Source organism: Corynebacterium singulare (assembly GCF_000833575.1).
Taxonomy (GTDB): Bacteria; Actinomycetota; Actinomycetes; order Mycobacteriales; family Mycobacteriaceae; genus Corynebacterium; species Corynebacterium singulare.
In genome coordinates, this window is record NZ_CP010827.1 from 842,960 (window position 1) to 868,656 (window position 25,697).

26 protein-coding genes, 1 other RNA gene and 1 pseudogene are annotated in these 25,697 nt (G+C 62.2%); 18 read left to right on the forward strand and 10 right to left on the reverse strand.

Going from position 1 to position 25,697, the window contains the following annotated elements; genetic code table 11:
- Positions 1 to 115: 115 nt before the first annotated feature.
- The 4 genes from CSING_RS03930 to CSING_RS03945 are packed head-to-tail and all read right to left on the reverse strand — an operon-like array spanning position 116 to position 3,962.
- Positions 116 to 898, reverse strand: coding sequence for an ABC transporter ATP-binding protein (locus CSING_RS03930; protein ID WP_042529903.1), 783 nt, complete (start codon positions 896 to 898; stop codon positions 116 to 118).
- Positions 898 to 1,809 (reverse strand): ABC transporter substrate-binding protein, encoded by a 912-nt coding sequence (locus CSING_RS03935; protein WP_042529904.1) that lies wholly within the window; start codon positions 1,807 to 1,809, stop codon positions 898 to 900. Before CSING_RS03935 ends, CSING_RS03930 begins: the two co-directional genes overlap by 1 nt.
- A gap of 6 nt (positions 1,810 to 1,815) precedes the next feature.
- A complete protein-coding gene (locus CSING_RS03940; protein WP_042529906.1) occupies positions 1,816 to 2,859 on the reverse strand; it encodes a FecCD family ABC transporter permease in 1,044 nt (347 codons plus the stop codon).
- Positions 2,859 to 3,962, reverse strand: coding sequence for a FecCD family ABC transporter permease (locus CSING_RS03945; protein WP_042529908.1), 1,104 nt, complete (start codon positions 3,960 to 3,962; stop codon positions 2,859 to 2,861). Before CSING_RS03945 ends, CSING_RS03940 begins: the two co-directional genes overlap by 1 nt.
- A 126-nt stretch (positions 3,963 to 4,088) precedes the next feature.
- Between CSING_RS03945 and CSING_RS14020 the strand changes: the two genes are divergently transcribed.
- From CSING_RS14020 to CSING_RS03955, 3 genes are all read left to right on the forward strand, one after another.
- A complete protein-coding gene (locus CSING_RS14020; protein WP_236684031.1) occupies positions 4,089 to 4,241 on the forward strand; it encodes a hypothetical protein in 153 nt (50 codons plus the stop codon).
- A gap of 243 nt (positions 4,242 to 4,484) precedes the next feature.
- Positions 4,485 to 5,141, forward strand: a complete 657-nt coding sequence (locus CSING_RS03950) for an ABC transporter substrate-binding protein (protein WP_236684032.1) — start codon at positions 4,485 to 4,487, stop codon at positions 5,139 to 5,141.
- An 89-nt stretch (positions 5,142 to 5,230) separates the two neighbouring features.
- The gene (locus CSING_RS03955) at positions 5,231 to 5,644 is read left to right on the forward strand and encodes an ABC transporter substrate-binding protein (RefSeq protein ID WP_042529910.1); all 414 of its coding nucleotides are present in this window, start codon (positions 5,231 to 5,233) and stop codon (positions 5,642 to 5,644) included.
- Between the two features lie 101 nt (positions 5,645 to 5,745).
- Here CSING_RS03955 and CSING_RS03960 read toward each other — a convergent pair whose 3' ends face one another.
- Positions 5,746 to 6,165: an NUDIX domain-containing protein gene (locus CSING_RS03960; protein WP_042529912.1), complete on the reverse strand. Its 420-nt coding sequence runs from the start codon at positions 6,163 to 6,165 to the stop codon at positions 5,746 to 5,748.
- Between the two features lie 188 nt (positions 6,166 to 6,353).
- Here CSING_RS03960 and CSING_RS03965 point away from each other — a divergent pair, with 188 nt between their 5' ends.
- Positions 6,354 to 7,544, forward strand: coding sequence for a S1 family peptidase (locus CSING_RS03965; protein WP_042529913.1), 1,191 nt, complete (start codon positions 6,354 to 6,356; stop codon positions 7,542 to 7,544).
- Between the two features lie 114 nt (positions 7,545 to 7,658).
- Here the strand turns inward: CSING_RS03965 and hisN are convergent, their stop codons facing one another.
- Positions 7,659 to 8,432, reverse strand: coding sequence for a histidinol-phosphatase (gene hisN / locus CSING_RS03970; RefSeq protein ID WP_042529915.1), 774 nt, complete (start codon positions 8,430 to 8,432; stop codon positions 7,659 to 7,661).
- The gene (locus tag CSING_RS03975; protein ID WP_042529917.1) at positions 8,425 to 9,252 is read right to left on the reverse strand and encodes an inositol monophosphatase family protein; all 828 of its coding nucleotides are present in this window, start codon (positions 9,250 to 9,252) and stop codon (positions 8,425 to 8,427) included. Before CSING_RS03975 ends, hisN begins: the two co-directional genes overlap by 8 nt.
- A 69-nt stretch (positions 9,253 to 9,321) precedes the next feature.
- Between CSING_RS03975 and prfB the strand changes: the two genes are divergently transcribed.
- From prfB to CSING_RS04000, 5 genes are all read left to right on the forward strand, one after another.
- A complete protein-coding gene (gene prfB, locus CSING_RS03980) occupies positions 9,322 to 10,428 on the forward strand; it encodes a peptide chain release factor 2 (RefSeq protein ID WP_042529919.1) in 1,107 nt (368 codons plus the stop codon).
- A 33-nt stretch (positions 10,429 to 10,461) separates the two neighbouring features.
- Positions 10,462 to 11,151: a cell division ATP-binding protein FtsE gene (gene ftsE / locus CSING_RS03985; protein ID WP_042529921.1), complete on the forward strand. Its 690-nt coding sequence runs from the start codon at positions 10,462 to 10,464 to the stop codon at positions 11,149 to 11,151.
- On the forward strand, positions 11,152 to 12,054 hold the full coding sequence (ftsX, locus tag CSING_RS03990) for a permease-like cell division protein FtsX (protein WP_042529923.1): 903 nt from the start codon (positions 11,152 to 11,154) through the stop codon (positions 12,052 to 12,054).
- Positions 12,055 to 12,164: 110 nt separating this feature from the next.
- Complete coding sequence (smpB, locus tag CSING_RS03995) at positions 12,165 to 12,671, forward strand: SsrA-binding protein SmpB (RefSeq protein ID WP_042529925.1); 507 nt, start codon at positions 12,165 to 12,167, stop codon at positions 12,669 to 12,671.
- Between the two features lie 25 nt (positions 12,672 to 12,696).
- Positions 12,697 to 13,053: a DUF488 domain-containing protein gene (locus tag CSING_RS04000; RefSeq protein ID WP_042529926.1), complete on the forward strand. Its 357-nt coding sequence runs from the start codon at positions 12,697 to 12,699 to the stop codon at positions 13,051 to 13,053.
- Positions 13,054 to 13,060: 7 nt separating this feature from the next.
- Here the strand turns inward: CSING_RS04000 and CSING_RS04005 are convergent, their stop codons facing one another.
- Complete coding sequence (locus CSING_RS04005; RefSeq protein ID WP_084226159.1) at positions 13,061 to 14,332, reverse strand: SLC5/6 family protein; 1,272 nt, start codon at positions 14,330 to 14,332, stop codon at positions 13,061 to 13,063.
- A gap of 210 nt (positions 14,333 to 14,542) precedes the next feature.
- Here CSING_RS04005 and ssrA point away from each other — a divergent pair.
- Positions 14,543 to 14,922: a transfer-messenger RNA gene (gene ssrA / locus CSING_RS13240) on the forward strand.
- 266 nt (positions 14,923 to 15,188) lie between these two features.
- On the opposite strand, the gene merA is transcribed toward ssrA, so the two are convergent.
- Positions 15,189 to 16,604, reverse strand: coding sequence for a mercury(II) reductase (gene merA, locus CSING_RS04010; protein ID WP_042529930.1), 1,416 nt, complete (start codon positions 16,602 to 16,604; stop codon positions 15,189 to 15,191).
- Positions 16,605 to 16,710: 106 nt separating this feature from the next.
- On the opposite strand from merA, the gene CSING_RS04015 reads away from it, so the two are divergent.
- On the forward strand, positions 16,711 to 17,100 hold the full coding sequence (locus CSING_RS04015) for a heavy metal-responsive transcriptional regulator (RefSeq protein ID WP_042529932.1): 390 nt from the start codon (positions 16,711 to 16,713) through the stop codon (positions 17,098 to 17,100).
- 47 nt (positions 17,101 to 17,147) lie between these two features.
- Here CSING_RS04015 and CSING_RS04020 read toward each other — a convergent pair.
- A pseudogene (locus CSING_RS04020) lies at positions 17,148 to 17,393 on the reverse strand (LLM class flavin-dependent oxidoreductase); the annotation flags it as partial.
- Positions 17,394 to 17,585: 192 nt separating this feature from the next.
- On the opposite strand from CSING_RS04020, the gene CSING_RS04025 reads away from it, so the two are divergent.
- From CSING_RS04025 to CSING_RS04055, 7 genes are all read left to right on the forward strand, one after another.
- On the forward strand, positions 17,586 to 18,203 hold the full coding sequence (locus tag CSING_RS04025) for a DJ-1/PfpI family protein (protein ID WP_042529933.1): 618 nt from the start codon (positions 17,586 to 17,588) through the stop codon (positions 18,201 to 18,203).
- 302 nt (positions 18,204 to 18,505) lie between these two features.
- A complete protein-coding gene (locus tag CSING_RS04030; RefSeq protein WP_042529935.1) occupies positions 18,506 to 20,185 on the forward strand; it encodes an AbgT family transporter in 1,680 nt (559 codons plus the stop codon).
- 4 nt (positions 20,186 to 20,189) lie between these two features.
- Positions 20,190 to 21,554 carry a M20 family metallopeptidase gene (locus tag CSING_RS04035; RefSeq protein ID WP_042529937.1) on the forward strand — a complete coding sequence of 455 codons (1,365 nt, stop codon included), beginning with the start codon at positions 20,190 to 20,192 and terminating at the stop codon, positions 21,552 to 21,554.
- 101 nt (positions 21,555 to 21,655) lie between these two features.
- Positions 21,656 to 22,687 (forward strand): siderophore ABC transporter substrate-binding protein, encoded by a 1,032-nt coding sequence (locus CSING_RS04040; RefSeq protein WP_042529939.1) that lies wholly within the window; start codon positions 21,656 to 21,658, stop codon positions 22,685 to 22,687.
- A 155-nt stretch (positions 22,688 to 22,842) separates the two neighbouring features.
- A complete protein-coding gene (locus CSING_RS04045) occupies positions 22,843 to 23,715 on the forward strand; it encodes an ABC transporter permease (protein ID WP_236684065.1) in 873 nt (290 codons plus the stop codon).
- Entirely contained in the window at positions 23,712 to 24,770 is a 1,059-nt protein-coding gene (locus tag CSING_RS04050; protein ID WP_084226161.1) for an iron chelate uptake ABC transporter family permease subunit, read from the forward strand. The genes CSING_RS04045 and CSING_RS04050 overlap by 4 nt, the downstream gene beginning before the upstream one ends.
- Positions 24,767 to 25,522 (forward strand): iron ABC transporter ATP-binding protein, encoded by a 756-nt coding sequence (locus CSING_RS04055; protein ID WP_042529943.1) that lies wholly within the window; start codon positions 24,767 to 24,769, stop codon positions 25,520 to 25,522. The genes CSING_RS04050 and CSING_RS04055 overlap by 4 nt, the downstream gene beginning before the upstream one ends.
- Positions 25,523 to 25,697 lie beyond the last annotated feature (175 nt).

Sequence of the window (25,697 nt, forward strand, 5' to 3'; positions counted from 1 at the left end):
ACGATTCGCAGAATGTGTCACACAGTGTGCAGTAGCCGTCCTGTGACTGAAAGTGTGAACATGATGAACTCCCGCCGCCTTTCCCATGATCGAAAAACGCAGGGAACGACGGGGCCTATGGGCGCTCCGGCACGATGAGCGGCCCGCCGGTGACGGGGTCCTCGATGACGCGGGAGTCCAGGCCGAAGACGTCGCGCAGGGCCTGCGGCGTGATGGTGGACTCGGGCGAGCCCAGGGCCGTGACGGAGCCGTCCTTCATGAGGACGAGGTTGTCCGAGTAGCGGGCGGCTAGGTTGAGATCGTGGAGCACCATGACGATGGTCTTGCCCTGTTCCTTATTGAGCGTGGAGACGAGCTCGAGGACGTCGATGGAGTGCGCCAGGTCCAGGTAGGTGGTGGGCTCGTCGAGGAAGACGATGTCGGTGTCCTGAGCCAGGACCATGGCTATCCACACGCGCTGGCGCTGGCCGCCGGACAGGGAGTCCACGGGGCGGTCGCGCAGCTGAAAGACGTTGGTGAGCGCCATGGCCTCGTCCACGGCGGCGGAGTGGGAGGCGGACCACTGCTGCAGCCAGGACTGGTGCGGGTGCCTGCCGCGGGCCACGAGGTCTGCGACGGTGACGCCGGCAGGGGTGATGGGGGACTGGGGGAGCATCGACAAGCGCGTGGCTAGCTCTCGGGAGGAGTAGTCACCCAGCTTCTTCCCGTCGAGGGTGACGGAGCCCGCCGACAGTGGGAGCAAGTGGGACAGGCCGCGCAGGAGGGTCGACTTGCCGCAGCCGTTGGCGCCGATGAGCGTGGTGACCTGGCCGTCGGGGATGTCGAGTGTGACGTCGCGGCTGATGACGGTATCGCCATAACCGACGGAGACGGAGTACGCGGAAAGTCGAGCGTTCATTACTTGATGTTGTCCTTCAGACCCTGGAGGATGATGGTGGCCGAGAGCAGGGACGCGTTCATGTACCAGGACTCGTAGTCCACGGACACGGCCTGGTTGGCCTGCACTGCCTTGAGAGAGTGCCACGCGGCGGCCTGCGAGGGGTCGGCGGCGCCGGCGTTGACGCCGTAGAAGATCCAGTCGGCGTCGGCCTCGGAGAGCTGCTCGGCGGAGATGTCCTGGCCAGCCTTCTCAATCTGCTTTTGGTTGGCGGGGCGGGGCAGGCCGGCATCGGCGGCCACGGAGCCCGCCATGGAGTTGACCCCGTAGAGCTGGAACTGGTCGTCCTTGGAACGCAGGAAGGAGACGGTGGGCTTGGAGGATAGGCCCTCGCCCCAGGCTTTGGCGTTGGACTCGTACTCGGCCAGGAGGGTCTCGGCGGAGTCCTCCTTGCCCACGGCCTCGGCGATGGTGAGGAGGTCCTGCTTCCAGTTCTCGCCGCCGCCCTTACCGGTGACGACGGGCGCGATGGCCTTGAGCTGCTCCAGGATGGCCTCGTCCGTACGCGAGTTAGCGCAGATGAGGGTGGGCTTCAGGGAGGCGATGGTCTCCAGATCCGGGTTGGCGCGTAGGCCGCAGTCCGCGATGGAGTCCAGATCGAAGTCGGAGCCGAAGCGGTTGCGGATGTAGTCCGGGACGACGCCTAGGTTCTTGGCCTTGGCCGCGCCCACCGGGAGAATGCGCAGCATGAGGAGGTTGTCCAGCTGGCCGGTGTTGAGCGCGATCACGCGCTGGTGCTGCTCGGCGGCACTGGACGATGCCGCGGAGGTGGCCGCCTGCTCTCTCGGCGCAGTCTCCTGTTTGGAGCAGGCCGCAGCGAAGGCGGCGACGCCGAGGCCGGCGGTGATCTTGAGGAAGTTACGTCGTTGCATGGTCGTCTACTTTCGTGTTCGAGTTTGCTGCCAGAGCAGCCAGATGAGGAAAGGTCCGCCGATGACCGAGGTGATGATGCCCACCGGGATCTCCCAGCCGAAGGCACAGCGGGCGATGAGGTCGGACACGCACACGATGAGCGCGCCCATGGCCGCCGATGCCCCCAGGGACGGCGCCCCGACCCGCGCCAGACGCGCGGCGATCTGCGGGGAGACGAAGGCCACGAAGCCCACCGGGCCCACGGCGGAGACGGTCACCGCGGCCAGTAGAACTGAGACGATGAGCAGTGCCGCGTTGATCTTCTTCAAGGGGGTGCCGAGGGCTTGGGCGGAATCCTCGCCGAGCTCCAGCGCGGGCAGATCGATGGCGATGCGGGCTAGTACTAGGCCACACACCACGAGCATGCCCAGGGTGGGCCATAGGTGCTCGAAGGTGCAGCCGTTGAGCGAGCCGACCATCCACACCTTGGCCGCGGCCGCGGTGTTGAGATCTGTGGCGGCCAACATGTACGTGACCAGGGCGTGGAGGAACGCGTTGCCGCCGATGCCCACGAGGACGAGGCGGAACATATCCACCCCGCCGCGCCGGGACAGCATCCAGATGGCCGCGCCGGTGGCGAGACCGCCGGCCATGGCGGCGAGCGGGATGCCGACGTAGGCGGCGAACGCCCCGCCGGCCCCGGCAGATCCTCCGAAGACCATGATGGCCACGGCCGCCACGGTGGCGCCCTGGTTGATGCCCAGGATGTCCGGGCTGGCCAGGCCGTTGCGGGCGATGCGCTGCGTGATGGCGCCGGAGAGCCCCAGCGCGGCGCCGACGGCTAGACCCACGAGCGAGCGGGCCAGGCGCCAGTCGATGACGACGGTGCGCTCGAGCTTGTTTCCGCCGCCCGCCAGAACGCCGATGACCTCGGCGGGGTTAAGGGGGAATTCGCCGATGCCGAGGCTGATGACCCACACGAGCGCGCTCGCGACCACGATGGCCGCGGTCCAGGCTTGCGTGCGCGGGTGGTAGAGGAAGCTGAACTTTCCGAGGCTGAGGTACTTCATTACAGGCTCACCACCGTTCGGTGCCGGACGAGCCAGATAAACGCCGGCCCGCCGAGCAGCGCGATGACGATGCCCGCCTGGAGCTCGCCGGGGCGCATGATGAGGCGGCCCACGATGTCGGCGCCGAGCAACAGGCAGGCACCCGCCAGCGCGGAGTAGGGGGTCACCCACTTGTAGTCCGGGCCGGTGATGCCGCGGGCGACGTGGGGCACCACGAGACCGATGAAGCCGATGGGGCCCGCGGCTGCCGTGGCCGCGCCGGCCAGCAGGGTGATGGCCACGAAGCCCAGGATATTGGCGCGGGCAACGTTGGTGCCCAGCGCCTGCGCGGCCTCCGCGCCCAGATTGAGGATGTTGAGCGTCGGGCCCAGCGCCAGCGCTAGTACCGCGCCGATGGCGAGCGGCACGAGCGCAGGGGTGATGATGTCGAAGCCGCGTCCGGTGACGGACCCCGCTTGCCAGAAGCGGAGGGTGTCGAGCGCGTTGGGATCGATGTAGACGATGGCCGACGTGGCCGCCACGAGGACGGCGGACAGGGCGGAACCCGCGAGGACGAGGCCCAGGGTGTCGCCGCGACCGATGCCGCCGGCGGAGAGCCCGAAGACGAGCAGCGCCGCCAGGCCCGCGCCGAGGAAGGCGAGGAAAAGGTGTGACTGCATGGACGTCAGCCCGAAGAGGAAGATGCCAGCCGCGACGAAGAGTGCGGCGCCCGCATTGACGCCGAGTAGGCCAGGGTCCGCGAGCGGGTTGCGGGTCAGACCTTGCACGAGTGTGCCGGCTAGTCCGAGCGCAGCTCCGACGACGATGGCGAGCACGGTGCGCGGGATGCGCATGGTGGCAAGGATTCCGGCGATCTCGGCGACGCTGCTGCCCACGGTGCCGGCGGCCTGGGCGGTGTCGGTGCGCCCGCGCAGGATCTCCCAGGCGGTGGGCCAGGCCTGGGTGAGCTCTGAGATGGAGGTCGCCTTGGCGCCCAGTGCCAGGCTGGCGAAGACGAGGGCGACGAGTGCGGCCACGAGGAGGGCTAGGCCGAGGAGTCGTCTGCTGTGGCCCGCGGCGCGCGGGGTGCCCGCGGCCGGTGTCGGCAGAGTCGTCGATGTCATGTAGGTAAGGTTAGCCTTATTTCGCCGATATACGTGAATTGTCTTTCCTTGCTGGAGGTTCGTCGGCTTGAGATAGGTTCACCTAATGTTGGTTAGGCTATCTTTTCTCAATTCGACAGGTCTTTTATGCCTCTGCGGAATTCCCGCACTCGTCGCTCGGCCGCGGTATTCCTGTCGCTCGCCCTTGTCGGCTGGGGTGCGGCCGCATGCTCGTCGGACCCCGATTCCGGTGTGGCCGACAACTCGGTGGCGGCATCGTCGGCATCGTTGGCGCAGTAGGCATCGGCTGACGGCGACGCCGCGGCCTATCCGGTCACAGTGGCCACCAAGTTCGGTGACGTCACCGTCGAGGAGGCCCCGCGGCGCGTGGTGGCCCTGGGGTGGGGTGATGCGGAGGTGGCGTTATAGCTGGGCGTCGAGCCCATCGCCGCGGCCGACTGGCTCTCCTTCGGTGGCGACGGCGTAGGCCCCTGTGTAGAACACGGCTACACGCAGTCGCCGGAGATCCTCGGCACGACCGACGTGAATTACGAGGCGGTGGCGGCGCTCGAGCCCGACCTCATCCTCGACGTGCGCTCGTCCGGTGACCAGGAGCGTTACGACATGCTCTCCGCCATCGCGCCGGTCATCGGCGTCTCGGTGGGCGGCGACAAGTATAAGACGTCGCGCGACGAGCAGCTCACCATGATCGGCGCCGCTTTGGGCAAGCCTGCGGAGGCGCAGGAGCAGATCGAGCAGTTGCAGGAGCGCATCTCGGGCATCGCCGCGGATCATCCGGAGTGGTCGGGCACGACCTTCGCCGTTCTCGGCCGCACGGCCACGACGTGGGGTGCCTACAACGACGGCACCAACCGCGCAGATCAGCTCATCGAGCTCGGCTTCTCGCTCAACCCCTGGGTGAAGTCGCAGTCGGCGTCCGCGAAGAATATCTCGGTCCCGCTCTCGGGGGAGACCCTGTCCAACGCGGACTCGGATGTCGTCATTGCGCAGGCCGTGTCCACGGACATCTCCACGGTGGAGACGGACCCGGCGTGGATGGGCCTGCCCGCGGTCCGCGAGGGGCGCGCCATCGTCATGCCGAAGGAGCTTTCGCAGGCCTTCTCGCTCGCGACAGCAGAGTCCACCAACTACGCCTTGGACGAGCGGGTGCCGCTGCTGGAGGATATCGTTCCTGTGTAGCAGTCCTAGCCTGCCGGTAATTCGCGCATGGGAGATGGGCAAGGCCCAGCTACGCGGCACATCGTTTCCTTTCTATACAAGTACCTCTCGTGAACTCTTGTCCTGCCTCCGTGCGCGTGTTCGGCGTCGTCGCTGTGCTCGCCCTCGGCCTGGCCGCCTGCTCCTCGAGCGCGGCCTCCGCCTCCAACTCGGACAACGCGGCATTCCCGGCCACCATCTCCACCAAGTTCGGCGACGTCACCATTGACGAGGCCCCGCGGCGCGTCGTGGCCCTGGGCTGGGGCGACGCCGAGCTGGCGCTCTCGCTCGGCGTGCAGCCGGACCTTCTCCTCATCCTTGATGTTCGTTCCTCGGGCGATCGAGAGCGCTACGACACACTGTCGGCCATCGCGCCGGTCGTGGGCATCCCGGAGGGCGCAGACAACTGGCTGACGGATCGCTCCACCCAGCTTGAGTGGTGGGGGAGACAGCAGAAAGCGTGCCATCAGTGCTGTCGTCGGTGATGCAGCCGGCCAGTGCAAGGGCAAGGGAATCGGCGGCGAGAACGGGGAGTAGTCGCTGCGTAATCATGGTGGGGAGTCTAGACGTTATGGACTTAGAGTTCCTACAGGGCGGGGAATACCCTCTCCTTGAGTAACGGGGCGATTTCGACATCCGGAGCGGCGGGATCGACCCACGCGAGCTCAGCAATCTCCTTGTCGGGATGCGCGACGGAGATTTCTTCTTCGTAGACATAGACGTGCGCGTGGATGGTCTCTGGTGCACCGTTGGCAGCCGACGATACGTAGGTGGCGAGGCGACGCAATTTCGACATATCAATCACAGCACGCACTGCCTCATGGGCGATGAGCTGGGCCGCGCGGGCGGGATCGATGGTGGTGTCAATGGAGCCGAAAGGCAGGACGAATTCTGGGGTAGACGTAGCGCGAATGACAAGAACGCGGCCGTGGGTATCACGCAGGACAATGGCGACAATTTCTGAAATGTCTGCAGTAGATGATGGCGAGGTGGGGTTCTCAGACATACCTCCATTGTAGGTCTGGGCGGGGGTAGGGAACTGTGGTGAAAGAAAAGAGGGGGCACCCGAAAGCTGTCAGTAATGTAACGGGTTGGACACAGTCCCACACGTTAGAAACGCGGGACCATACTCGCGTGGCATCATGGGTAAGTCTTATAGACCAATACGAGAAGAAGTGAAAGAGGAATTGCGTAATGCGAAAAATCCCGCACCTTAAGAAAGTCCTTGTGGGCTCGGCTTTCGCAGGTGCGTTTTTCCTGGGTAACCCGGTGGCCGGCGCCCAGGAACTCCCCACCATCCCGGAGCTTGACTCGGCGGGCGTCGTGGACCAGGTGCGTGCGGACTTGAATTCCGTGGGCATTGAGACCAAGCCAGTAGACGCTGCGCTTACCGACGTCCTCGATACCGCCGTCAACGGCGCCGCTGCGGCAGCGGCACAGGACGCCTCCAACGCGATTGCGTCTGCGGTAAATTCCCCTGTGGCTCGCCAGGTTGCGGACCAGGCACAACTGCCAGCCCTCCCGACGGGGGAGGATTACGCTGGTGTCGATGCCATTACGGGGGAACCGCTGACCAATCCGGAGCCGATTGGTCTCCTGCAGGAGGCCACGCAGCCAGACTTCGTGCCAAAGGGCACTGACCCGAACTACGTGTGGAAAAATGACTCGTTCTCCAAGATTGCGGCTGGCAAGCCGCAGGCGGACTATGTCCTGCACCGAGTGCCTGGTTCTTTCTACGATGCTCCGCAGATTCCGGAGGAATCCAACACCGCGATGACGAACGGTAAGTCCCTCTACGGACCTGGAACTCCGCTCTACATCAGCGAAGACACCATGTGCACGCTGACTGCGGCGGGAACCGATGCTGAAGGCCGTAAGGTTGGCATCACTGCTGGTCACTGCGGCAACGTTGGTGACCCGGTGTCTTCGGCGGATTCCTGGCAGGTCGGCCCCACCGGCACGCTGGTGAGCAAGAACACCTACCTGGATTACTCGCTCATTGAGTTCGGTTCGGATGCTGAAGTCACCCGCAGCTACAACGGCGTGACTGCCTACGGCGTCGGTGGCACGACGAAGCCGGGGGATATCACCTGTAAGCGCGGCGTAGCCACCGGCACCACCTGCGGTATGACCTTCCAGCACGGTAAGCAGATCTCCGTCAATCAGGTCTGCGCCATGGTCGGTGATTCCGGCGCTCCAGTCTTCCGTGACGGACGCATCGTCGGCTCGATTTCCCGCGGTTTGTTCCCGGGCCTGCCGTCGTGCCGCACCCCGTGGCAGGGTGCGCTGCACAACCCGACGGTTGTAGCGAACACCGATGCTATTGTGGCGGATCTGAACCGGCGCGAGGGTGTGGGTTCTGGATTCACGCTTCCGGAGAACTAGAAGTACGTTTCTAACATTTAAGGCCCCGGATCGTTAAAGATCTGGGGCCTTATTTGATCGAAGTGACCTACGCGGCGCGGTTCGCTGGGGTGCGACGCTGGGGCGCCGCGCGGGCTAGGAGAGGGCGGTGAGGGCGGCGTCGTGAAGCTTGCCGTTGGAGGCAAGCGCGGAGCCGCCGTGGGGGCCGTCCTCGCCGCGAACGTTGGTGAAGCGGCCGCCGGCCTCAGTCACCAGAAGGGCCGGGGCAGCCAGGTCCCAGAGAGAGACCTCGGGCTCGGCAGTAATGTCGACAGCGCCCTCGGCAACTAGGCAGTAGTTCCAGAAGTCACCGTAGCCGCGCAGGCGCCAGACCTTGTCGGTGAGAGAGACGAAGGCGTCGCGGGATAGGCCCCAGCCGGCCAGCGAGCTCATGGCTAGGGACGCATTCTCCAGATCAGCGACCTCGGAGACGCGCAGGCGCTTGGGCTCACCGCCGAAGACACGGAAGGCGCCAGTGCCCTTGGCCGCGTACCAGCGGCGACGAAGAGCGGGGGCAGAGATGACGGAGACGACTGGTTCGCCATCTTCAAGCAATGCGATCAGGGTGGCCCACACAGGCACGCCGCGAACGAAGTTCTTGGTGCCGTCGATGGGGTCGATGACCCACTGGCGGCCCTCGTAGCAGGCTTCGCCACCAAATTCTTCGCCCAAGACCTCATCGCGCGGGCGGGAGCGCTTCAATGCCTCACGAATGGCCTTTTCGCAGGCCAGATCTGCATCTGAGACTGGGGTCATGTCCGGCTTGTCCTTGACCGAAAGGTCTGTGGCTTCAAAGCGGTGCATGGTGACAGCATCCGCGTGGCCTGCCATCTCTAGGGCCAGGCCGAGGTCCTCTTTGTACTTACCCACGGAGCCATTCCTCCATCTGATCGACTACCTGTTTATTACCCGCGATACACCATTCCACACCGCCGGCAGTAACCTTGCGCGCCGCGCCGCCAGCAGCAAGCACAAGCGCCTGACCGGGGAACCAATCCCAGTCTTTAACGGAGTGCTGCATCCATGCTCCCCACGTGCCGTCAGCCACAGAGGACAGGTCGACGGAGCCAGCACCCAACATGCGCACGGTGGCAAAGTGCGGGGCCACCTTGTCCCAGGCTGCGGAAATTTTCGGGTCGGTGATGCTTGAAGGGTGGAGGTACGTGGAGAGGCAGAGGTCTTCCGCGGGGGTGTCGACAAGCGGCGTCACCTCCTTGACGTCCAGGGTCGTGGCGTGGTCGCGGCCGCCGAACCACGTGTAGCCCATGGCGGGGCGGTGGACGGCGCCGAGGATGACCCCGGAGGAATCGGTAAGCGCCAGTGCCGAGCACCAGTAATCGAAGCCGGAGGCGAAGTTGAAGGTGCCGTCGACCGGATCGATGACCCAGGTGCGGCCGGACTTCGACTCGCGGTTGGCGCCCTCCTCGCCGACGATGCCGTCCTCTCCGCGCAGAGCTTCGAGGACGCCCGCGACGAAGCGCTCGGCGGCAAAGTCGGCGTCAGTGACGACATCCGCACGGTCTGTTTTCTGGGATACGTCCACACCCTGTTCGCGCAGGCGCCAGGCTAGGCGGCCGGCGTTGTAGACGAGCGCCTGGGCAAGGTGGGCATCAGTATCGTCCGCATGGGCAACGATGAAGGTCTTGATGATGGCATCGATCATCTCGGTGAGGCTTGGCTGGTCACTCATGCCGCCTATTGTCGCGCTAAATGCGGCCGATGGCTAATCAGAGGGCAAGAATAAGTAGAGTAGGGGGCTATGCGTCCGGAACAAACAGCACGACTTGAGGAACTCAGCGCCACCTTGACCTCCATTGAAAAGGTGATGGACCCGGAAGCGGTGTCCGAGCGCGTGCGCGAGCTTGAGGCCCAAGCGGGGGACCCGTCGCTGTGGGACGACCCCGACCACGCGCAACAGGTGACCTCTTCGCTCTCAGCGGAGCAAGCGAAGCTGCGCAAGCTCTCCTCCCTGCGTGGAAGGATCGAGGACCTGCCCGTCATGTCTGAGCTAGCGGAAGAAGAGGGCGACGAGGCCTCCCAGGAGCTGGTGGAGGCTGAGCTTGAGGAGCTCGGTGCGGCCATCGAGTCGCTGGAAGTTACCACGATGCTCTCGGGCGAATATGACGAGCGCGAGGCAGTTATCAACATCCGCTCCGGCGCCGGAGGTGTGGATGCCGCGGACTGGGCGGAGATGCTCATGCGCATGTACACCCGTTGGGCTGAAAAGAACGGGCACAAGGTGGATGTCTATGACATTTCCTATGCCGAGGAAGCAGGTATCAAGTCCGCCACCTTTGTTGTGCATGGCGAATACATGTACGGCCAACTCTCCGTCGAGCAGGGTGCGCACCGCCTCGTACGCATCTCACCCTTTGATAACCAGGGCCGCCGCCAGACCTCCTTCGCAGAGGTAGAGGTACTGCCAGTGGTGGAGCAGACGGACTCCATCGAGGTCCCAGACTCCGAGGTGCGCGTGGATGTTTACCGTTCCTCGGGCCCGGGCGGTCAGTCGGTGAACACGACTGACTCGGCAGTTCGCCTCACACATATCCCGACGGGCATCGTGGTGACCTGTCAGAACGAGAAGTCCCAGATTCAAAACAAGGCCTCGGCGATGCGCGTGCTGCAGGCAAAGTTGCTGGAGCGCAAGCGTCAGGAAGAGCGCGCGGAGCTCGATGCGCTGGGCGCGGGCGGCAATGCGTCATGGGGCAACCAGATGCGCTCTTATGTTCTGCATCCGTACCAGATGGTCAAGGATCTTCGGACGAATTACGAGGTCGGTGACCCATCCAAGGTGCTCGATGGCGACATTGACGGCTTCTTGGAGGCTGGTATTCGCTGGCGTATGGCGGAGAATGAGGCCTAGGCTTAAGTGACGTTTGTTGCTAATGTTGCTTGAGTGATCACTTTTGAGAATGTGTCCAAGGTCTATGCGACGTCGACTAGGCCCGCGCTGGACAACGTGTCCTTCGAGATAGACGATGGCGAATTCGTCTTCCTTATTGGCCCCTCTGGCTCCGGAAAGTCCACCTTTCTGCAGCTCATGGTGCGTGAAACCAACGTGAGCTCCGGGGATATCCATTTCGGGGACTTCCACGTCAACGCGCTCAAGGGCGGTCAGATCAACCAGCTGCGCCAGTCCATCGGTTACGTCTTTCAGGATTTCCGCCTTCTTCCCAAACTCAATGTCTACGACAACGTGGCTTTCGCGTTGCAGGTCATTGGCAAGAAGAAATCTCGTATTGCCAAGCAAGTTCCCGAGGTCCTCGACATGGTGGGCCTGGGGGCTAAGCAGCACCGCATGCCTCATGAACTCTCCGGCGGCGAACAGCAGCGCGTGGCCATTGCACGTGCCTTTGTCAACCGTCCTAAGCTGCTGCTTGCCGACGAACCCACGGGCAACCTCGATCCCGCCACCGCCGCGGAAATCATGGCCCTGCTGACGAAGATCAACCGCCGCGGCACCACCGTGGTGATGTCGACGCACAATGCGCGCGCGGTCAACGATGCGCGCCAGCGAGTCCTCGAGCTGCACAATGGAACGCTCGTGCGCGATGAGAAGAACGCAATGTACGGGGAGGCGCTCTAAATGAACTTGGGTTTTGTTTTTCGCGAGGCCGTTAAAGGCTTGGGCCGCAACATCACGATGACCATCGCCATGGTGATCACCACGGCTATTTCCGTTGCTCTGGTGGTGGCTGGTGTTCTTGTCACGCAGATGACGAATGACACTAAAGACATCTACCTCGAGCAGGTAGAGGTTATGGTGCAGCTCAACGAGGACATCTCCGCACACGACCCTGAATGCACGGACGCGGCGTGTTCCGGATTGAGGAAGAAGCTGGAGGCGGATGACGATATCGAATCCGTTGACTACCGCAGCCAAAAGGAATCCTATGACCGCTTCGTAGAGCTGTTTAAGGAAACCGATCCGGTCATGGTGAAGGAGACCTCGCCGGATGCGCTGCCGGCCGCCTTCCACGTGCGCCTGAAGGATCCAACGGACACCGCGCCTATCGACGCCATCGCGGAGGACCCCGCCGTAAGCGAAATCATCGACCAGCAGGAGGATGTGCGCAGCGCTGCCGGCAACCTCGATGCCATCCGTAACGCCACCTTCATTCTGGCTGCGGTGGTGGCGTTGGCCGCCATCATGCTCATCGCCAACATGGTGCAGATTGCTGCCTTCCAGCGTCAGCGTGAAACCGCGATTATGCGTATGGTGGGCGCCTCACGCTGGATTACCCATGCGCCGTTCATCATGGAAGCCGTTCTAGGCGCGATTGGCGGTGTTATCCTCGGCGGCGCCGGCGTTCTCTTGGGGAAGAACGTGGTCCTCGACCCCGCACTGAAAGACCTCTATCAGAAGCAGCTGCTGGCTCCGGTGACGTCGGGCGATGTGTGGACGGCACTGCCCATCGTTGGCCTCGTAGCGCTGCTTTTCGCCGCGCTGACTGCCCAGGTGACCATGCGCGCTTACGTTCGTACCTAAGCCCGACCGTGGTCTGTGGAAGGGTGGGGCTCTACTATCAAAAGCCTTCTCCCTCCGCGGTGGAACCAGATGTGGTTTTTGCCTGGCAGTGGCGTAACATAGTCCGAACTATGGCGAAGAAGGCAAAGAAGAAAAAAGGGGCAGCGGCGGATAACAATTCGACCCTGGCCACCAACCGACGTGCCCGCCACGACTACACCATCCTCGATACCGTGGAATGCGGCATGGTGCTCGTGGGCACCGAGATTAAGTCGATGCGCGAAGGCAAGATTTCCCTTGCGGATTCGTTCGCCACTATCGACGATGGTGAGGTCTACATCCGCAACCTCCACATCCCGGAGTACTCCCAGGGCACGTGGACGAATCACTCGCCGAAGCGCACGCGCAAGCTGCTGCTGCACCGACGTGAGATTGACAAGCTCATGGGTCAGGTGCGCGATGGCAACAAGACCCTGATCCCGCTCAAGGTCTATCTGAAAAATGGCCGCGCCAAGTGTGAGCTCGGCCTAGCCAAGGGTAAGCAGGATTACGACAAGCGCGAAGCGATTAAGCGCCGCGACCAAGACCGTGATATCACCCGTGAACTGGGGCGCCGCGTCAAGGGCATCAACGCCTAGCCAGTGAGCGTCTAGCCTGGGAACCATGATTTACACGGCTAAGGTTCATGACGTTGTTCACGGTGACGAGGAGCTGCGTGGGGAAGCGGTGCTCGTCGATAAGCTCTGGCCCCGCGGCGTGGCCAAAGAACGCCTGGATTATGATCACTGGTTCAAGCACGTGGCTCCCAGCGCGGAGCTCCGGAAATGGTGGGGCCACGACGCTGACAGTTTTGAGGAGTTCGGTCGGCGTTACCGCGCTGAGCTAGATGAGAACGAGAATGAGGAATTGGAGAAGCTGCGCCAGTTTGCAGCAGACGGCGACCTCACCCTTCTCTTCGCAGCCAAGGACCGAAAGATAAACCACGCCGTCGTGCTGAAGGCGTGGTTAGAGGAGAACTAGCGCGGGTCTAGGCAAAGAGGCCCCAGATGGTTGCGCCCACGGCGATGAGGCCAGTGACAACGACGAAGTAGTTGCTGGCACGGGTGCGGAACTGCTTCAGAGCATCGATGCGGTGGATGGCGTACATCGGCAGCAGGTAGAGAATCGACGCGATGAACGGTCCACCGATAGCCTCAATGAGGCCGAGAATCGAGGGGTCAATGATGGCGACGACCCAAGCGGACACAAAGATGATGCCGTGCATGACAGAATTGAGCTGCTTTTCTGAGAGCTTCTTCGTCGCGCTCGGTGCCACGGTGCGCAGCAGGAAGTTGCCGCCCTCGGTAGCGCCCAGCACGTGTCCGAAGTAGGAGGACACAATGGCCACCATCGCAACGATGGGGGAGAGGAAGGCCAGGACCGGCACGCCGGTGACGTTTGCCAAGTAAGACAGCACCGGCAGGTTCTGCTCGCGAGCCTCCGCTAGGCCGTCCGCGCCCAGCGTCAGCGTGCAGGACCACACGAAGAACATCGTGAACACGGTGAGCAGGATGGCCGTCAGGGCTAGTGCGCGGGAAGCGTTCTCCGAGCTCTTCTCGCGACCGTGTGCGGCGACCATGGCCAGGGAGAACTGGGAAATGGCGGGAGAGTGGTTAAAGGAGAACACCAGCACCGGAATGATGAGGGCCACCGAACCGACGATGCGCCAGTCATTGTTGCCCACCTCCATGAAAGAGGCGATGTCCCACCGCGGAATGAGGTAAATAGACAGCGCGCCGAGGCAGAAGATCAGCGGATAGACCAGGAACTGCGTCACCGCGAGCACGATGCGTTGGCCGAAGGCAAAGACCACGGTCATCACACCGACGAGGAGGAAGGACAGCAATGGACGCGGAATCGTAGGCCCACCCAGCTGGTTGACGATGAAACTGTTGACCGTGTTCGTGATGGATACGCCGTAAATGAGCACAATGGGGAAAATTGCGCAGAAATACACCACGGAGATGATGAGGCCTGCGGTTTTGCCGAAATAGTCGGTGACCACGGCCGTGATGTCTTCACCCTGGCGCGGTGATGCGCAAATCATGCGGGCGAGTCCACGGTGGGAGAAGTAGGTCATCGGGCCAATCAAAATCGTGGCCACGAGCAGAGGCCAGAAGCCGAAGCTGCCGGCATTGATAGGAAGAAACAGAATGCCAGCGCCGACGGCGGTGCCGAAGAGCGAGATAGCCCATTCGGTATTGCTCGTCGGGCGCTTAGTGGATTCCGGGGAGCTGGAGGTCTCGGTACGTGTGCTCACTTTGCAGCCTTTAACAAAGTAGGTGGACTGGACTCGCATACCTTAACAGCGTTGAAATTGACGTTAATCACAAGGGGGTGCTTATGAAAGCTATGCCTCATGTGGCCTGGGGTGGGGCTTGCGGGAATAGGGGTGTGTGCAGTAGCGTTGAACGAACCGTAGGCGCGTGAAAACGTGTTCTGCGCAGCTTTCACAGCAATGTGTTACTGAGGGGTCGACTTGGTTTCGACTTCGTACATTGAGCCAGGGGAAGCGTGCCGGTGCAGGCTAGAGACCACCGTTAAGCGTCGTAGCAACCAATAAACGCAGAGAAGAACTCTCAGCGTGACTACGCCCTCGCTGCCTAATTACAGCGACGCGTGTCTGTCAGCCTAGGTTTCGTTCCTGACCTAGAACCTGGCATCGACTAAGGAACTTGCCTGACCGGTTTGTTGTTCGGCCGGTTGGGGACTTTAAGAGCAACTGGGCCCATCATCCGGAGCGTGTTTGCCCGAGCCGGAGGGCCGAGTAGAGATCCTGTGCAGACTGCGCACGGAGAAGCCCTGGCAAGATGACGAAGGACCCGGGTTCAATTCCCGGCGGCTCCACCGAATGTCAAGAAACCCGCTGGTCAGAACGGCCAGCGGGTTTCTTGTTTGGATGGTTGGCCCTGCCGCTGGCGCTGGCGGTGCTAACGACAGTCGCGATGAGCGGCAGGCCGCAGCAGAGCAGCAACGGAAGCGCGCAGCATGCCAGTAGGAGCAGCCCGGTCCCTGCGGCGACGATGGGACCGGCGCGCCGTTCGTCGCGGTCGTGATCGGCGCTCATCGTCTGGACCTCTTCCGGATGAGATCTCTCCGATTGCATGCGTTGCCGTTCATGCGCAGCACGAGAGCAGTGACGGGTCGGTGGTGAAGGACTTCGCGGCGATCCGGATGCCTTCGGTCATGGTCAGGTAGGGGGCCCAGGCGTCGGCGACTTCGGCGATGGTCTTGCCGAGCACGTGGACGCCTGCGGCGGCGAGTTCCCCGGCGTCCTTGGCGACGGCGGTGAGGCCGAGGATCTCGCTCGTATCGGCGTTCACGACGATCTTGATGAACCCGCGGGTGTCGCGGTTGATCACCGCCCGGGGCACATACTCCAGGGGCAGCACGCGGCAGTCGCAGCGGATCCCCGCGGCGACGACCTCCTTCTCGGTCATCCCGACCGCGCCGATCGCCGGTCCGGTGAACGTCACCCGCGGCAGATGGGAGTAGTCGACGGACCGGTCGGCGTCGGCGAACGCGTTCTCGGCGACGAGGGTGCCGTGGTGGGCCGCGACGTAGACGAACTCCGGGTGCCCGGTCACGTCGCCCGCGGCCCAGATCCGCGGGTTCGACGACTGCAGATGGTCGGAGACGACCACCTCGCCGGAGTCCCCGGTCTTCACCCCGACCGCATCGAGGTTCAAGCCGTCGGTGACGGGACGGCGTCCGAGGGCGACGAGCACCTGGTCGGCGCGGAACTCGTGCGAGCCGCCGGACACGTCCGCGGTAACCACGACCTGCCCGGTCGCCGCGTCCCGGGACACCCGGGTCGGCACCGCGCGGCGGACCACCCGGATGCCCTCGTCGGCGAACACCTCCTGCAGTGTCCGGGACACCTCCGGCTCCTCCTTCGACGCGAGCCGGGACCGCACCAGCACGGTGACCTGGGAGCCGAGGCGGGCGAACAGCTGCGCCTGCTCCAGGGCGACGTAGCCGCCGCCGAGCACCAGCATCGACTCGGGGACCTCGGTCAGGTTCATCGCCGTGGTTGAGGTCAGGTACCCGGCCTCGTCCAGGCCGTCGATCGGCGGAGCCCACGGCCGCGCACCGGTGGCGACCAGGTAGTGCTCGGCCTCGATCGTCTCGACCGCTCCGTCTGCGGCGGTGACCTCCAACACCGGCGCGTCCGGGGTGCCCGCGAACCCGGCGTCTCCCCGCCGGACGTGCCACCCGTATGAATCGGCGACGTCGGCGTACTTCTCGCCCCGCATCGTCTCGACCAACGCCTGCTTCCCGGCGATCAGCGCGGGCATGTCCACTGGGCCTGCCGTCGTCGCGATCCCCGGGAACCGGTCGGCGGCGACGTGCCGTGCATCGGCGGCGGCGATGAGGGCCTTCGACGGCACGCAGCCCGTGTTCACGCAGGTGCCGCCGAGCGTGCCACGCTCGATCATCACCACCGACTTCCCGAGCATGGTCGCGCGAATCGCGGCGGCGAACGCTCCGCCGCCCGATCCGATGATGGCGAGATCGTACTTCGTAGGCATCGCTGCTCCCGTCAAGGCTTGGACTTCTGTTCCGTTTCAGCCATACTAGACCTTCCAGTGCAGGGGAAGGTCAAGCGTGGCCCCTGCCGAATGATCGGAGGCCGCAATGCGCATCGGAGAACTCGCCGAACGCGCGGGCACCACCTCGAAGACGCTCCGGTTCTACGAAGAGCAGGGACTGCTGCCCCCGGCCGACCGGACGCCATCCGGGTACCGCGACTACGCGCCCGACGCCGTCGCCCGGATCGACTTCGTTCACCGTGGCCAGGCCGCAGGCCTCACCCTCGCCCAGATCCGCCAAATCCTCGACATCCGCGACAGCGGCCACGCGCCCTGCGAGCACGTGCGAGACCTCCTCGACGCGCGCCTGGCCGAGATCGAGCAGCAGATCGCCCAGCTCACCGCCCTGCACGGCACCATCGCCGACCTCCGGCACGACGCCGCGCACCCGGACCCCGACACATGCAGCCCAGACCAGGTCTGCCGGTACCTGTAGAGGGACGCGGACCGAGAAAACGAGAGCCATAACACGAACATGCGCTAGCGCATATCGATCACGCCAGTGCCCACCTCAATGTTCTTGGTGGTGGCGGCCACTGCGCCGAGCAGCGGCATCGGGGCTGAGGCTTGCGGTACGAAGTGGTGGACGCGGAAAGACGCGTTGTTCACACCGATCTCATCTGCTGCCTGGGCGATTTCCAGATGGATCTTCGCAATTTTTTCAGCGGACGGACCATGCTGGTTCCCGAAGGCGTAGTGCCCGAAGCTTAAGAATCCGAATGCTGTCATTGGTTGAATACTCCTAATGATGACGTATCAATAAATAGGGTAGTGTCTCGCCTGCAGATTGTCACGGCCCAAGGCGGGCCACGCTATAAACTCTGAGTGGAGAAGCCCTGGCGAGGTGATGAAGCCGCCGGGAATTGAACCCGAGTCCCAGATGCTCGTCCGTGCTCATGGGGCCTGCTTTAGGATGGCCGCATGGATACCGAATCTCTCCGAATTGCAGTCGTCTTGTTTGAAGGCTTTGAGCTTCTCGACGTCTTCGGACCCGTCCAGCTGCTTCAAGCGGTGCCTGATGTCGCCGTTGTTTTCGCAGGACCGGATGGTGGGCCAGTTGCTAGCTCGCAGGGCGTGGAAGTGGTGCCGACAATCTCTTATGGGCAGATTGAGTCGGCCGACGCCCTCCTCGTCCCGGGCGGAAAGGGAACCCGGAAGCTCGTGGAAGACGAATCTTTTCTGTCGTGGCTTCGTGAGGCGGGTACACACGCTCCTTGGACTGCCTCCGTGTGCACGGGCTCTGCGGTCCTGGCGGCTGCCGGGCTCTTGGAGGGCTACGCCGCAACGAGCAATAAGCGTGCTTTTAGCTGGGCCACGTCCTTCGGGGGCGATGTGTCCTGGCGGCCGGAGGCGCGGTGGGTGCACGACCGTAATCGATGGACCTCCTCAGGTGTTGCGGCGGGCATGGACATGGCGGTCGCGCTCATTGCGCACCTCACTTCCGAAGTTGTTGCCATCGACGCTGTCAACTTTGTGGAATATGAGCCACACCGCGACAGTGGATGGGATCCTTTTGCGCGGATAAACGGGCTGGTGTAGTCGAGCGGCGACGAAGCTGAGCGTGGGAGCAGAACGTTCGGGCAATCTGTCGACGCTCACGGTAAGTAAGGGGCTAAAAACTGGCGATTTTTGGCCACTATCTACCGTGGGCGTAGTTGGGGAGAGCCTATAGGTATGCGGAGGTGAGCAGACGACGAGAAAGTGGAGTCGGAGCAGGGCTGGCTGAACAAAAATGTGACTCATTCCAAAACTATTTGTTACCCAAGTTACATTCCCGTGGTAGCCTTTCTCCATCAGTGTGACGTGGAGCACTGGGCATAACCCCTACGACAGGAGTATCCATGAACAGCCCAACCAACGCATCGCCACAAGCTGGCGCGGACAGCACAGAAAAGCCGAGATCATCGCAGTCGAGTGCTGTAAAGGTGCAGAAAAGGTCGAAGCAGCAGTCCAGTGGGGGAATCCTTGATAAGTTCCTCAATGGCGTGGAGTACATCGGCAATAAGCTGCCGGAGCCTTTCACTATCTTCCTTATCCTCTTCCTCATTACGGGCGTGCTCTCCACCATCATGGCAGCGATGGGGGTGGAAATTAAGATTCCCGGTTCGGATGAAATTCAGCCGGTTAAAGGCCTGTTTACCGGTGAGGGGCTGACGTGGCTCACCACAACAATGGGGGAGAACTACATCAACTTCCCGCCCCTAGTGACGGTTCTTCCCATCATGTTGGCCGTTGGCGTGGCAGAGCGCTCCGGGATGCTTTCGGCGCTTATTCGTAAGCTTTTTGGTTCCGCGAAGCCGTGGCTGCTCCCGTACGCCGTCGGTGTTATTGGTGTGACGGCCTCCGTCATGGCAGATGCCGCTTTCGTCATTGTCCCGCCGCTGGCCGCCATGGTCTTTAAGGCCGCGGGCCGCCACCCAGTGGCGGGCCTAATTGGTGGCTTCGCTGCGGTAGGCGCAGGTTATTCGACGGCATTGGTGCCGACCTCACTGGATGCCTTGTTCGCGGGTATCACCACCGCGGTGATGGATACGCTGCCGAATACGGAATTCGCGCCGGTCAATGCGATGTCGAATTACTACTTCAACGTGGCCTCCTCCATCGTGTTGGGTGTGCTTGCTGGTCTCATTATTGACAAGGTCATCGAGCCGCGTATGTGGGCGCAGGAGGTACCTACCGAGGAAGAAATTGACCCGGAGGATGCCGCTGAGCGCGGCGACCGCGACGAGAATGGTGAGGAACTCAGCTCGGAGCTGCGCTCGGAGGAGAACAAGGGACTCATCTGGTCCGGAGTCGCGACGGTCATCCTCACCGCCATCATCCTCTTTGCCGTCCTGCTGCCAGAGTCACCGTGGCGCAATGAAGAGGGAGGCTTCCTCCCCAAGTCGCCGCTGCTCAACTCCATTGTCTTTTTGGTTTTCGCGTACTTCTTGGTACTCGGCGTCGTCTACGGCAAGGTCGTGGGCACGGTTAAGGGCATCGAGGACGTTGTCACCATGATGGTCGGCGCGCTCAAGGACATGCTGAGCTTCCTCATTCTGGCCTTCATCCTGGGACAATTCGTGGCTCTGTTCGCCTGGACAGGCATCGGTACCTTCACTGCGGTGAAGGGCGCGGCCTTCCTCGAGTCCATTGGACTCACCGGCTTCCCGGCCATCTTCGCTTTTATTGCGCTGGCATCCTGCCTGAACCTTCTCATCATCTCCGGTTCCTCCATGTGGACGCTCATGGCGGCGGTTTTCGTGCCTATGTTTGCTCTGTTGGGCTACGAGCCGGCCTTCATCCAGGGCGCCTTCCGCGTCGGTGATTCGGCAACCCAGATCATCACTCCGCTGAACCCCTACATGATTGTCATGCTGGGCTTCCTCCAGCGCTACGAACGGGATGCCGGCCTGGGCACGCTCATGTCGCGCCTCATGCCCTTCGTGATTCCATTCTTTACCGCGTGGGCCATCTTGCTGGCCGTCTGGTTCTATGTGGACCTTCCGTTGGGCCCAGGCAACTCGGTCATGATTGGGTAGAGGTATGAGTCAACCCAACAATCCCTCGACGGCGTATCTGGAGGCGATGGAGGGGGACATCGCCAAACGCGTGGCGGCCGCCGCTCCACCCGAGCACCATGGGGAGAACTATGCCGACCAGGCCAAGGTCTGGGATGCGGCCGCGGCGGAGGCTGAGGTTTTGCGCGAGACTGCCGCGCACATTGTGGCGGATCTGCACGCACATCCTGAAACGGCATTTGCGGAGCATCGCTCTATGGCGGTACTCGCAGACATCGTGGAACAGCACGGATTCTCCACGCACCGAGGGGCCTATGGCGTGGAGACCGCGTTCGAGGCATCGTGGCAGAGTGAGGACTTTGACCCAGAGCGGCACCCCACCGTAGCCGTTTTAGCGGAATACGATGCGCTGCCGCAGATTGGTCACGCGTGCGGCCACAATGTCATCGCCGCTGCGGGCTTGTGCGGGTTCCTGGCGGCGACGGCAGTGCTTGACTCCACCCCCTTCGCCGGCCGCCTCCTGCTCCAAGGAACCCCAGCTGAGGAAGGGCACTCTGGCAAGGAGTACATGATCCGCGGCGGCAGCCTTGAGGGGGTGGACGCGGCGGTGATGATTCACGGCTTTGGCTATGACATTGGCGCACACGCCTGGGTAGGCCGCCGCATTCTGCGCGTGACGTATCGCGGCGTGGCTGCCCACGCGAGCTCCCAGCCCTTCATGGGGCGCAATGCGCTTGATGCTGCAAGCCTGGCCTACCAAGGCATCGGGCTCATGCGGCAGCAGATGCCCCCGTCGGATCGTGTCCACGCCATCATGTCCGGCGGGGACAGGCCTTCCATCATTCCTAGTTCAGCCGAGATGCATATTTATGTGCGCTCCTTGGGAACGCGCACTCTCATGGACCTGTCCGGACGTGTTGAGGATATTGTTCGCGGGGCGGCCCTCATGGCTGGAGTGGAGGTGGAGCTCGAGTGGGATGAACACCCCATGACGCTGCCGGTGCGCAACAATTCTGCACTAGTGGAACGTTGGGCGGCCACACAGGCGCGCCGGGGCCGCACGGCTTTGCCGGCGGGGACAGTGCCGGACACGGTGGCGGCGTCGACGGACTTTGGCAATGTCTCTCATTTGGTCCCTGGTCTGCACCCTATGGTGAAAGTCTCACCCGCGGACGTGGCGCTGCATACCGAGGACTTTGCGCGGTGGGCTGCCACGCCCCAGGCGGTCGATGCCGCCGTGGATTCCGCGGCTGGTTTAGCGCAGGTAGCTCTAGATTTCTTGGCGGATGCTGAGTTTCGCCGAGCTGTCCGAGAGGACTTCGATAAAGAGGGGCCGGTAGCGGTGGAGGAGCTGCTTGCGAGAGGGGAAAGTGCCCCCGCGGGGAATTAAGAAACAAAAGTGTGCTTGAAAGGTAACCCTTACATAGGTTAGGTTAGGCGACGACGTTAATTATCGCCTGTGGTTAGCCACACCTAAAAAGCAAGGACACTATGTTCACTCTTTCCCGTCGTGTCTTCAGCACGACTACCGCCAAGGTTGCTGCGACCGTCTCCGTGGCAGCGCTTGCGTTGACCGGTTGCTCCTCCAACTCCGCTGAGGAGTCTCCGGAGACTGCTGGGGCCGAGGCCGCCGATGCCTCCACCATCACGCTGGAGGATAACTTTGGTTCGAAGGACGTCACCGCACCAGTGGAGAACCCTGCGGTGACGGATAACCGAGCGTTTGCGGTTCTGGCGCAGTGGGACATCGACCTTGCCGCGGCTCCGCTTCCACTGGTCCCGAAGTCCTTGCGTGACACCTACAACAAGGACACCGTGGACGTCGATCTGGGCTCCCACAAGGAGCCAGACCTTGAAAGCCTTGTGGCTGCCGAGCCGGATGTGGTGTGGAATGGCCAGCGTTTCGAGCCCCACCAGGGCGATATGGAAAAGCTGCTTGAGGACGTATCCGTCCTCGATTTCGAGCCGCGCGAGGGCGAGGACTTCTTCGAGGAGCTCAAGCGCCACACCGAGGCCTTGGGCCAGGTCTTCGGCCACGAAGAGGACGCAGCAAAGCTCATTGCGGACTTCGATGCTGCGGCCGATCGCGCCAAGAAGGCCTACGACCCAGAGCAGAAGGTCATGGCTGTCAACACCTCCGGTGGCGAGATTGGCTACATTGCCCCGGGCATCGGCCGCACCTATGGCCCGGTCTTCGACCTACTGGGCCTCAAGCCGGCTCTTGAAGTGGACAATGCCTCTGATGACCACGAGGGCGATGACATCTCTGTGGAGGCTATTGCGCAGTCCAACCCGGATTGGATCCTCATCATGGACCGTGATTCCGCCATCTCCAAGGAAGGTGAGCAGGTTACCCCAGGTGAGAAGCTGGTGAAAGACAACGCTGCGCTCAAGAACGTGTCTGCCGTCAAGGACGGCAACGTCTACGTCGCCCCGCAGGATACTTATATTGATGAGTCCATCATCACCTACACCGAGATTCTCAACGCGCTTGCCGACGCCTTCGACAAGGCCAACGCCTAAGAACCTCAAGGAGCAGAGTGAAAACCGTGACAGTGAGGCCAGATGCACAGGGGGAACGGGGGGACGTCGCTAAGCGCAGCTCCCGCGAACCTGTCCTGACCTGGACGCTGGGCCTTGGTGTGCTCGGCGTCGTTGCGCTGCTCCTGCTGTCCCTCATGGTGGGGGAGTACAGCATCCTCGATAATGAGGATGGCTGGACCATGTTCTTTACCACGCGCGTCCCGCGCACTATCGCCCTCGTTCTGGCCGGCGCGGCCATGGCGATGAGCGGCCTCGTGATGCAGCTGCTCACCCAGAACCGCTTTGTGGAACCCACGACGACTGGTACCACCGAATGGGCCGGGCTGGGTCTGCTTTTTTCTCTCATTCTTTTCCCCCATGCGTCGGTGTTGGTGAAGATGGTGATTGCCGTGGTCTTCGCCTTCGTGGGCACCATGGTCTTCTTCGCCTTTTTGCGCCGAGTGGCACTGCGGTCTTCGCTCATCGTGCCGATCATCGGCATCATGCTCGGCGCCGTGGTCTCCGCCGTCTCTTCGTATGTGGCGCTGCGGACGGACACCTTGCAGCAGCTTGGCATTTGGTTCATGGGATCCTTCACCTCGGTCTACGAGGGGCAATACGAGGTCCTGTGGGTCGTGCTGCTCGTGCTCGTGGCTGTATATCTCTATGCCGACAAGCTCACTGTGGCCGGCCTGGGCGAGGACATCGCCACCAACATTGGCCTGAACTATCAGCGCATGATTCTGTTAGGCACCGGGCTCATCGCGGTGGCCACGGGTGTGGTGACCGTTGTGGTTGGAGCGCTGCCTTTCCTGGGCCTCATCGTTCCCAACGTGGTGAGCATGCTGCGCGGCGACGACCTACGTGCAAACCTTCCGTGGGTTTGCCTGTTGGGCACTGCCACAGTAACGCTGTGTGACATTCTGGGCCGCGTCATCATTTCCCCGTTTGAGATGCCGGTTTCCGTCATCTTGGGCCTGGTGGGTGCCATCGTCTTCGTTGTTTTGATTGTGAGGTCAACCAAGTGAGTGTCTGTATCTCTGTTCCTGCATCGACGACGCAATCCCAGTCTCAGCGCGCGCGTCGCAGCGTGGGAAGCTTCCAGTCCGCTGCCGCGGCCCGTAAGTACTGGGTCATCTTGGCCGCTCTCATCGCCGCGGGCCTGCTCTTTGCTTTTGGGCTGTTGGCCTACGACAACCCCATGGACTTTGGCACCCGCAAGTGGTGGCTTATTGCACGCCGCCGCGCAGACGCGGTTACGGCCATGGCAATTGTCGCTGTGTGCCAGGCCGTGGCCACCGTGGCTTTCCACACCGTGACCAACAACCGAATCCTCACGCCCTCCATCATGGGGTTTGAGTCGCTTTACGTGGCGATTAATACCGCGACCATCTTCTTCCTCGGTGCCGCTGGGCTGACCCAGTCCCGTAATGTGGGCGCGTTCCTAGTCCAGCTGGTACTCATGGTGGGCCTTTCCTTGGTCTTGTACTCTTGGCTGCTCACCAGCCGCCGAAATAACATGCACGCGATGCTGCTGGTAGGCATCATTATCGGCGGTGGCTTAGGCTCGCTGTCCACGTTCATGCAGCGCATGTTGACTCCCAGTGAGTTCGATGTGCTCACCGCGCGCCTCTTTGGCTCCGTCAACAATGCGGAGTCCGAGTACTATCCCATCGCCATCCCGTTGGTCATCGTGGTGACGGTCCTGATGTTCCTCAACTCCCGCCGTCTCAATGTGCTGGCACTCGGCCGCGATGCTGCCACGAATCTTGGCGTAAACCACAAGGCCAATGCCATCTACACGCTCATCTTGGTATCCATTCTTATGGCTACGACGACCGCGCTCGTCGGCCCTATGACCTTCTTGGGCTTCCTCGTGGCCACCCTGGCGTACCAGGCTGCGGAGACCTATGACCACCGCTATCTCTTCCCAATGGCTATGGCCACCGCCTTTGCCGTGCTCACCAGTGCCTACTTCTTGATGCAGCACGTCTTTTATGCACAGGGTGTTGTCTCCATCATTATTGAGCTGGTAGGCGGCAGCGTTTTCCTCATCGTCATTCTGCGAAAGGGCAAGCTGTGATCAAGCTTTCGAAGGTTTCGAAGTCCTACTCTGGTGAGACGAACATTGGTCCCATCGATCTGGAGATCCCTACAGGAGGCATCACCGCCCTCATCGGGCCAAACGGTGCCGGAAAATCCACCATGCTCACCATGATTGGCAGGCTTCTCGACGCCGACGAGGGCAGCATCGAAGTTGCCGGATACGACGTGTCCTCCACGAAGTCCGAGGATCTAGCCAAGATCCTGTCCATCTTGCGTCAGGAGAATCACTTCATCACGAAGTTGACCGTGCGCCAGCTGGTGAGCTTTGGCCGCTTCCCCTATTCCAAAGGCCGGCTTACAGCCGAGGATGAAGAAATAGTCTCGCGCTACATTGATTTCTTCCGACTAGGGGAGATGGAGAATCGCTACCTCGATGAGCTCTCTGGTGGTCAGCGCCAGCGCGCCTACGTAGCCATGGTGCTGTGCCAGGAGACGGACTACGTGCTTCTCGACGAACCCCTCAACAACCTCGACATCTCCCATTCAGTGGAGATGATGAAGCACCTGCGAAAAGCAGCCAAGGAATTTGGCCGAACCATCATCATTGTTCTCCATGACATCAACTTCGCTGCGCGCTATGCCGACTACATCTGCGCTGCTAAGGATGGCAACATCGTGGCCTTCGGTGGCCCGGAAGAGATCATGCAGGATGATGTGCTCACCCCAATCTTCGAAACTCCTATCACAGTCATCGATGGTCCGGATGGGCTTTTGGCTTGTTATCACTAAAAGCCCGCATAATTCATCGCCTGGAAGGCCGTAGAAATACGAGCTAACCAGGCGATTTGTTGTTTGTTGGGGGTGTGCGTATATTAATTCGAGTCGCCGCGAGGTAGCCGGGAGGTTAACTGGTGGTAGATGCTGGACGGTTTGTTTGGCTGCCTGCTGGGTTGGTTTTGACTTG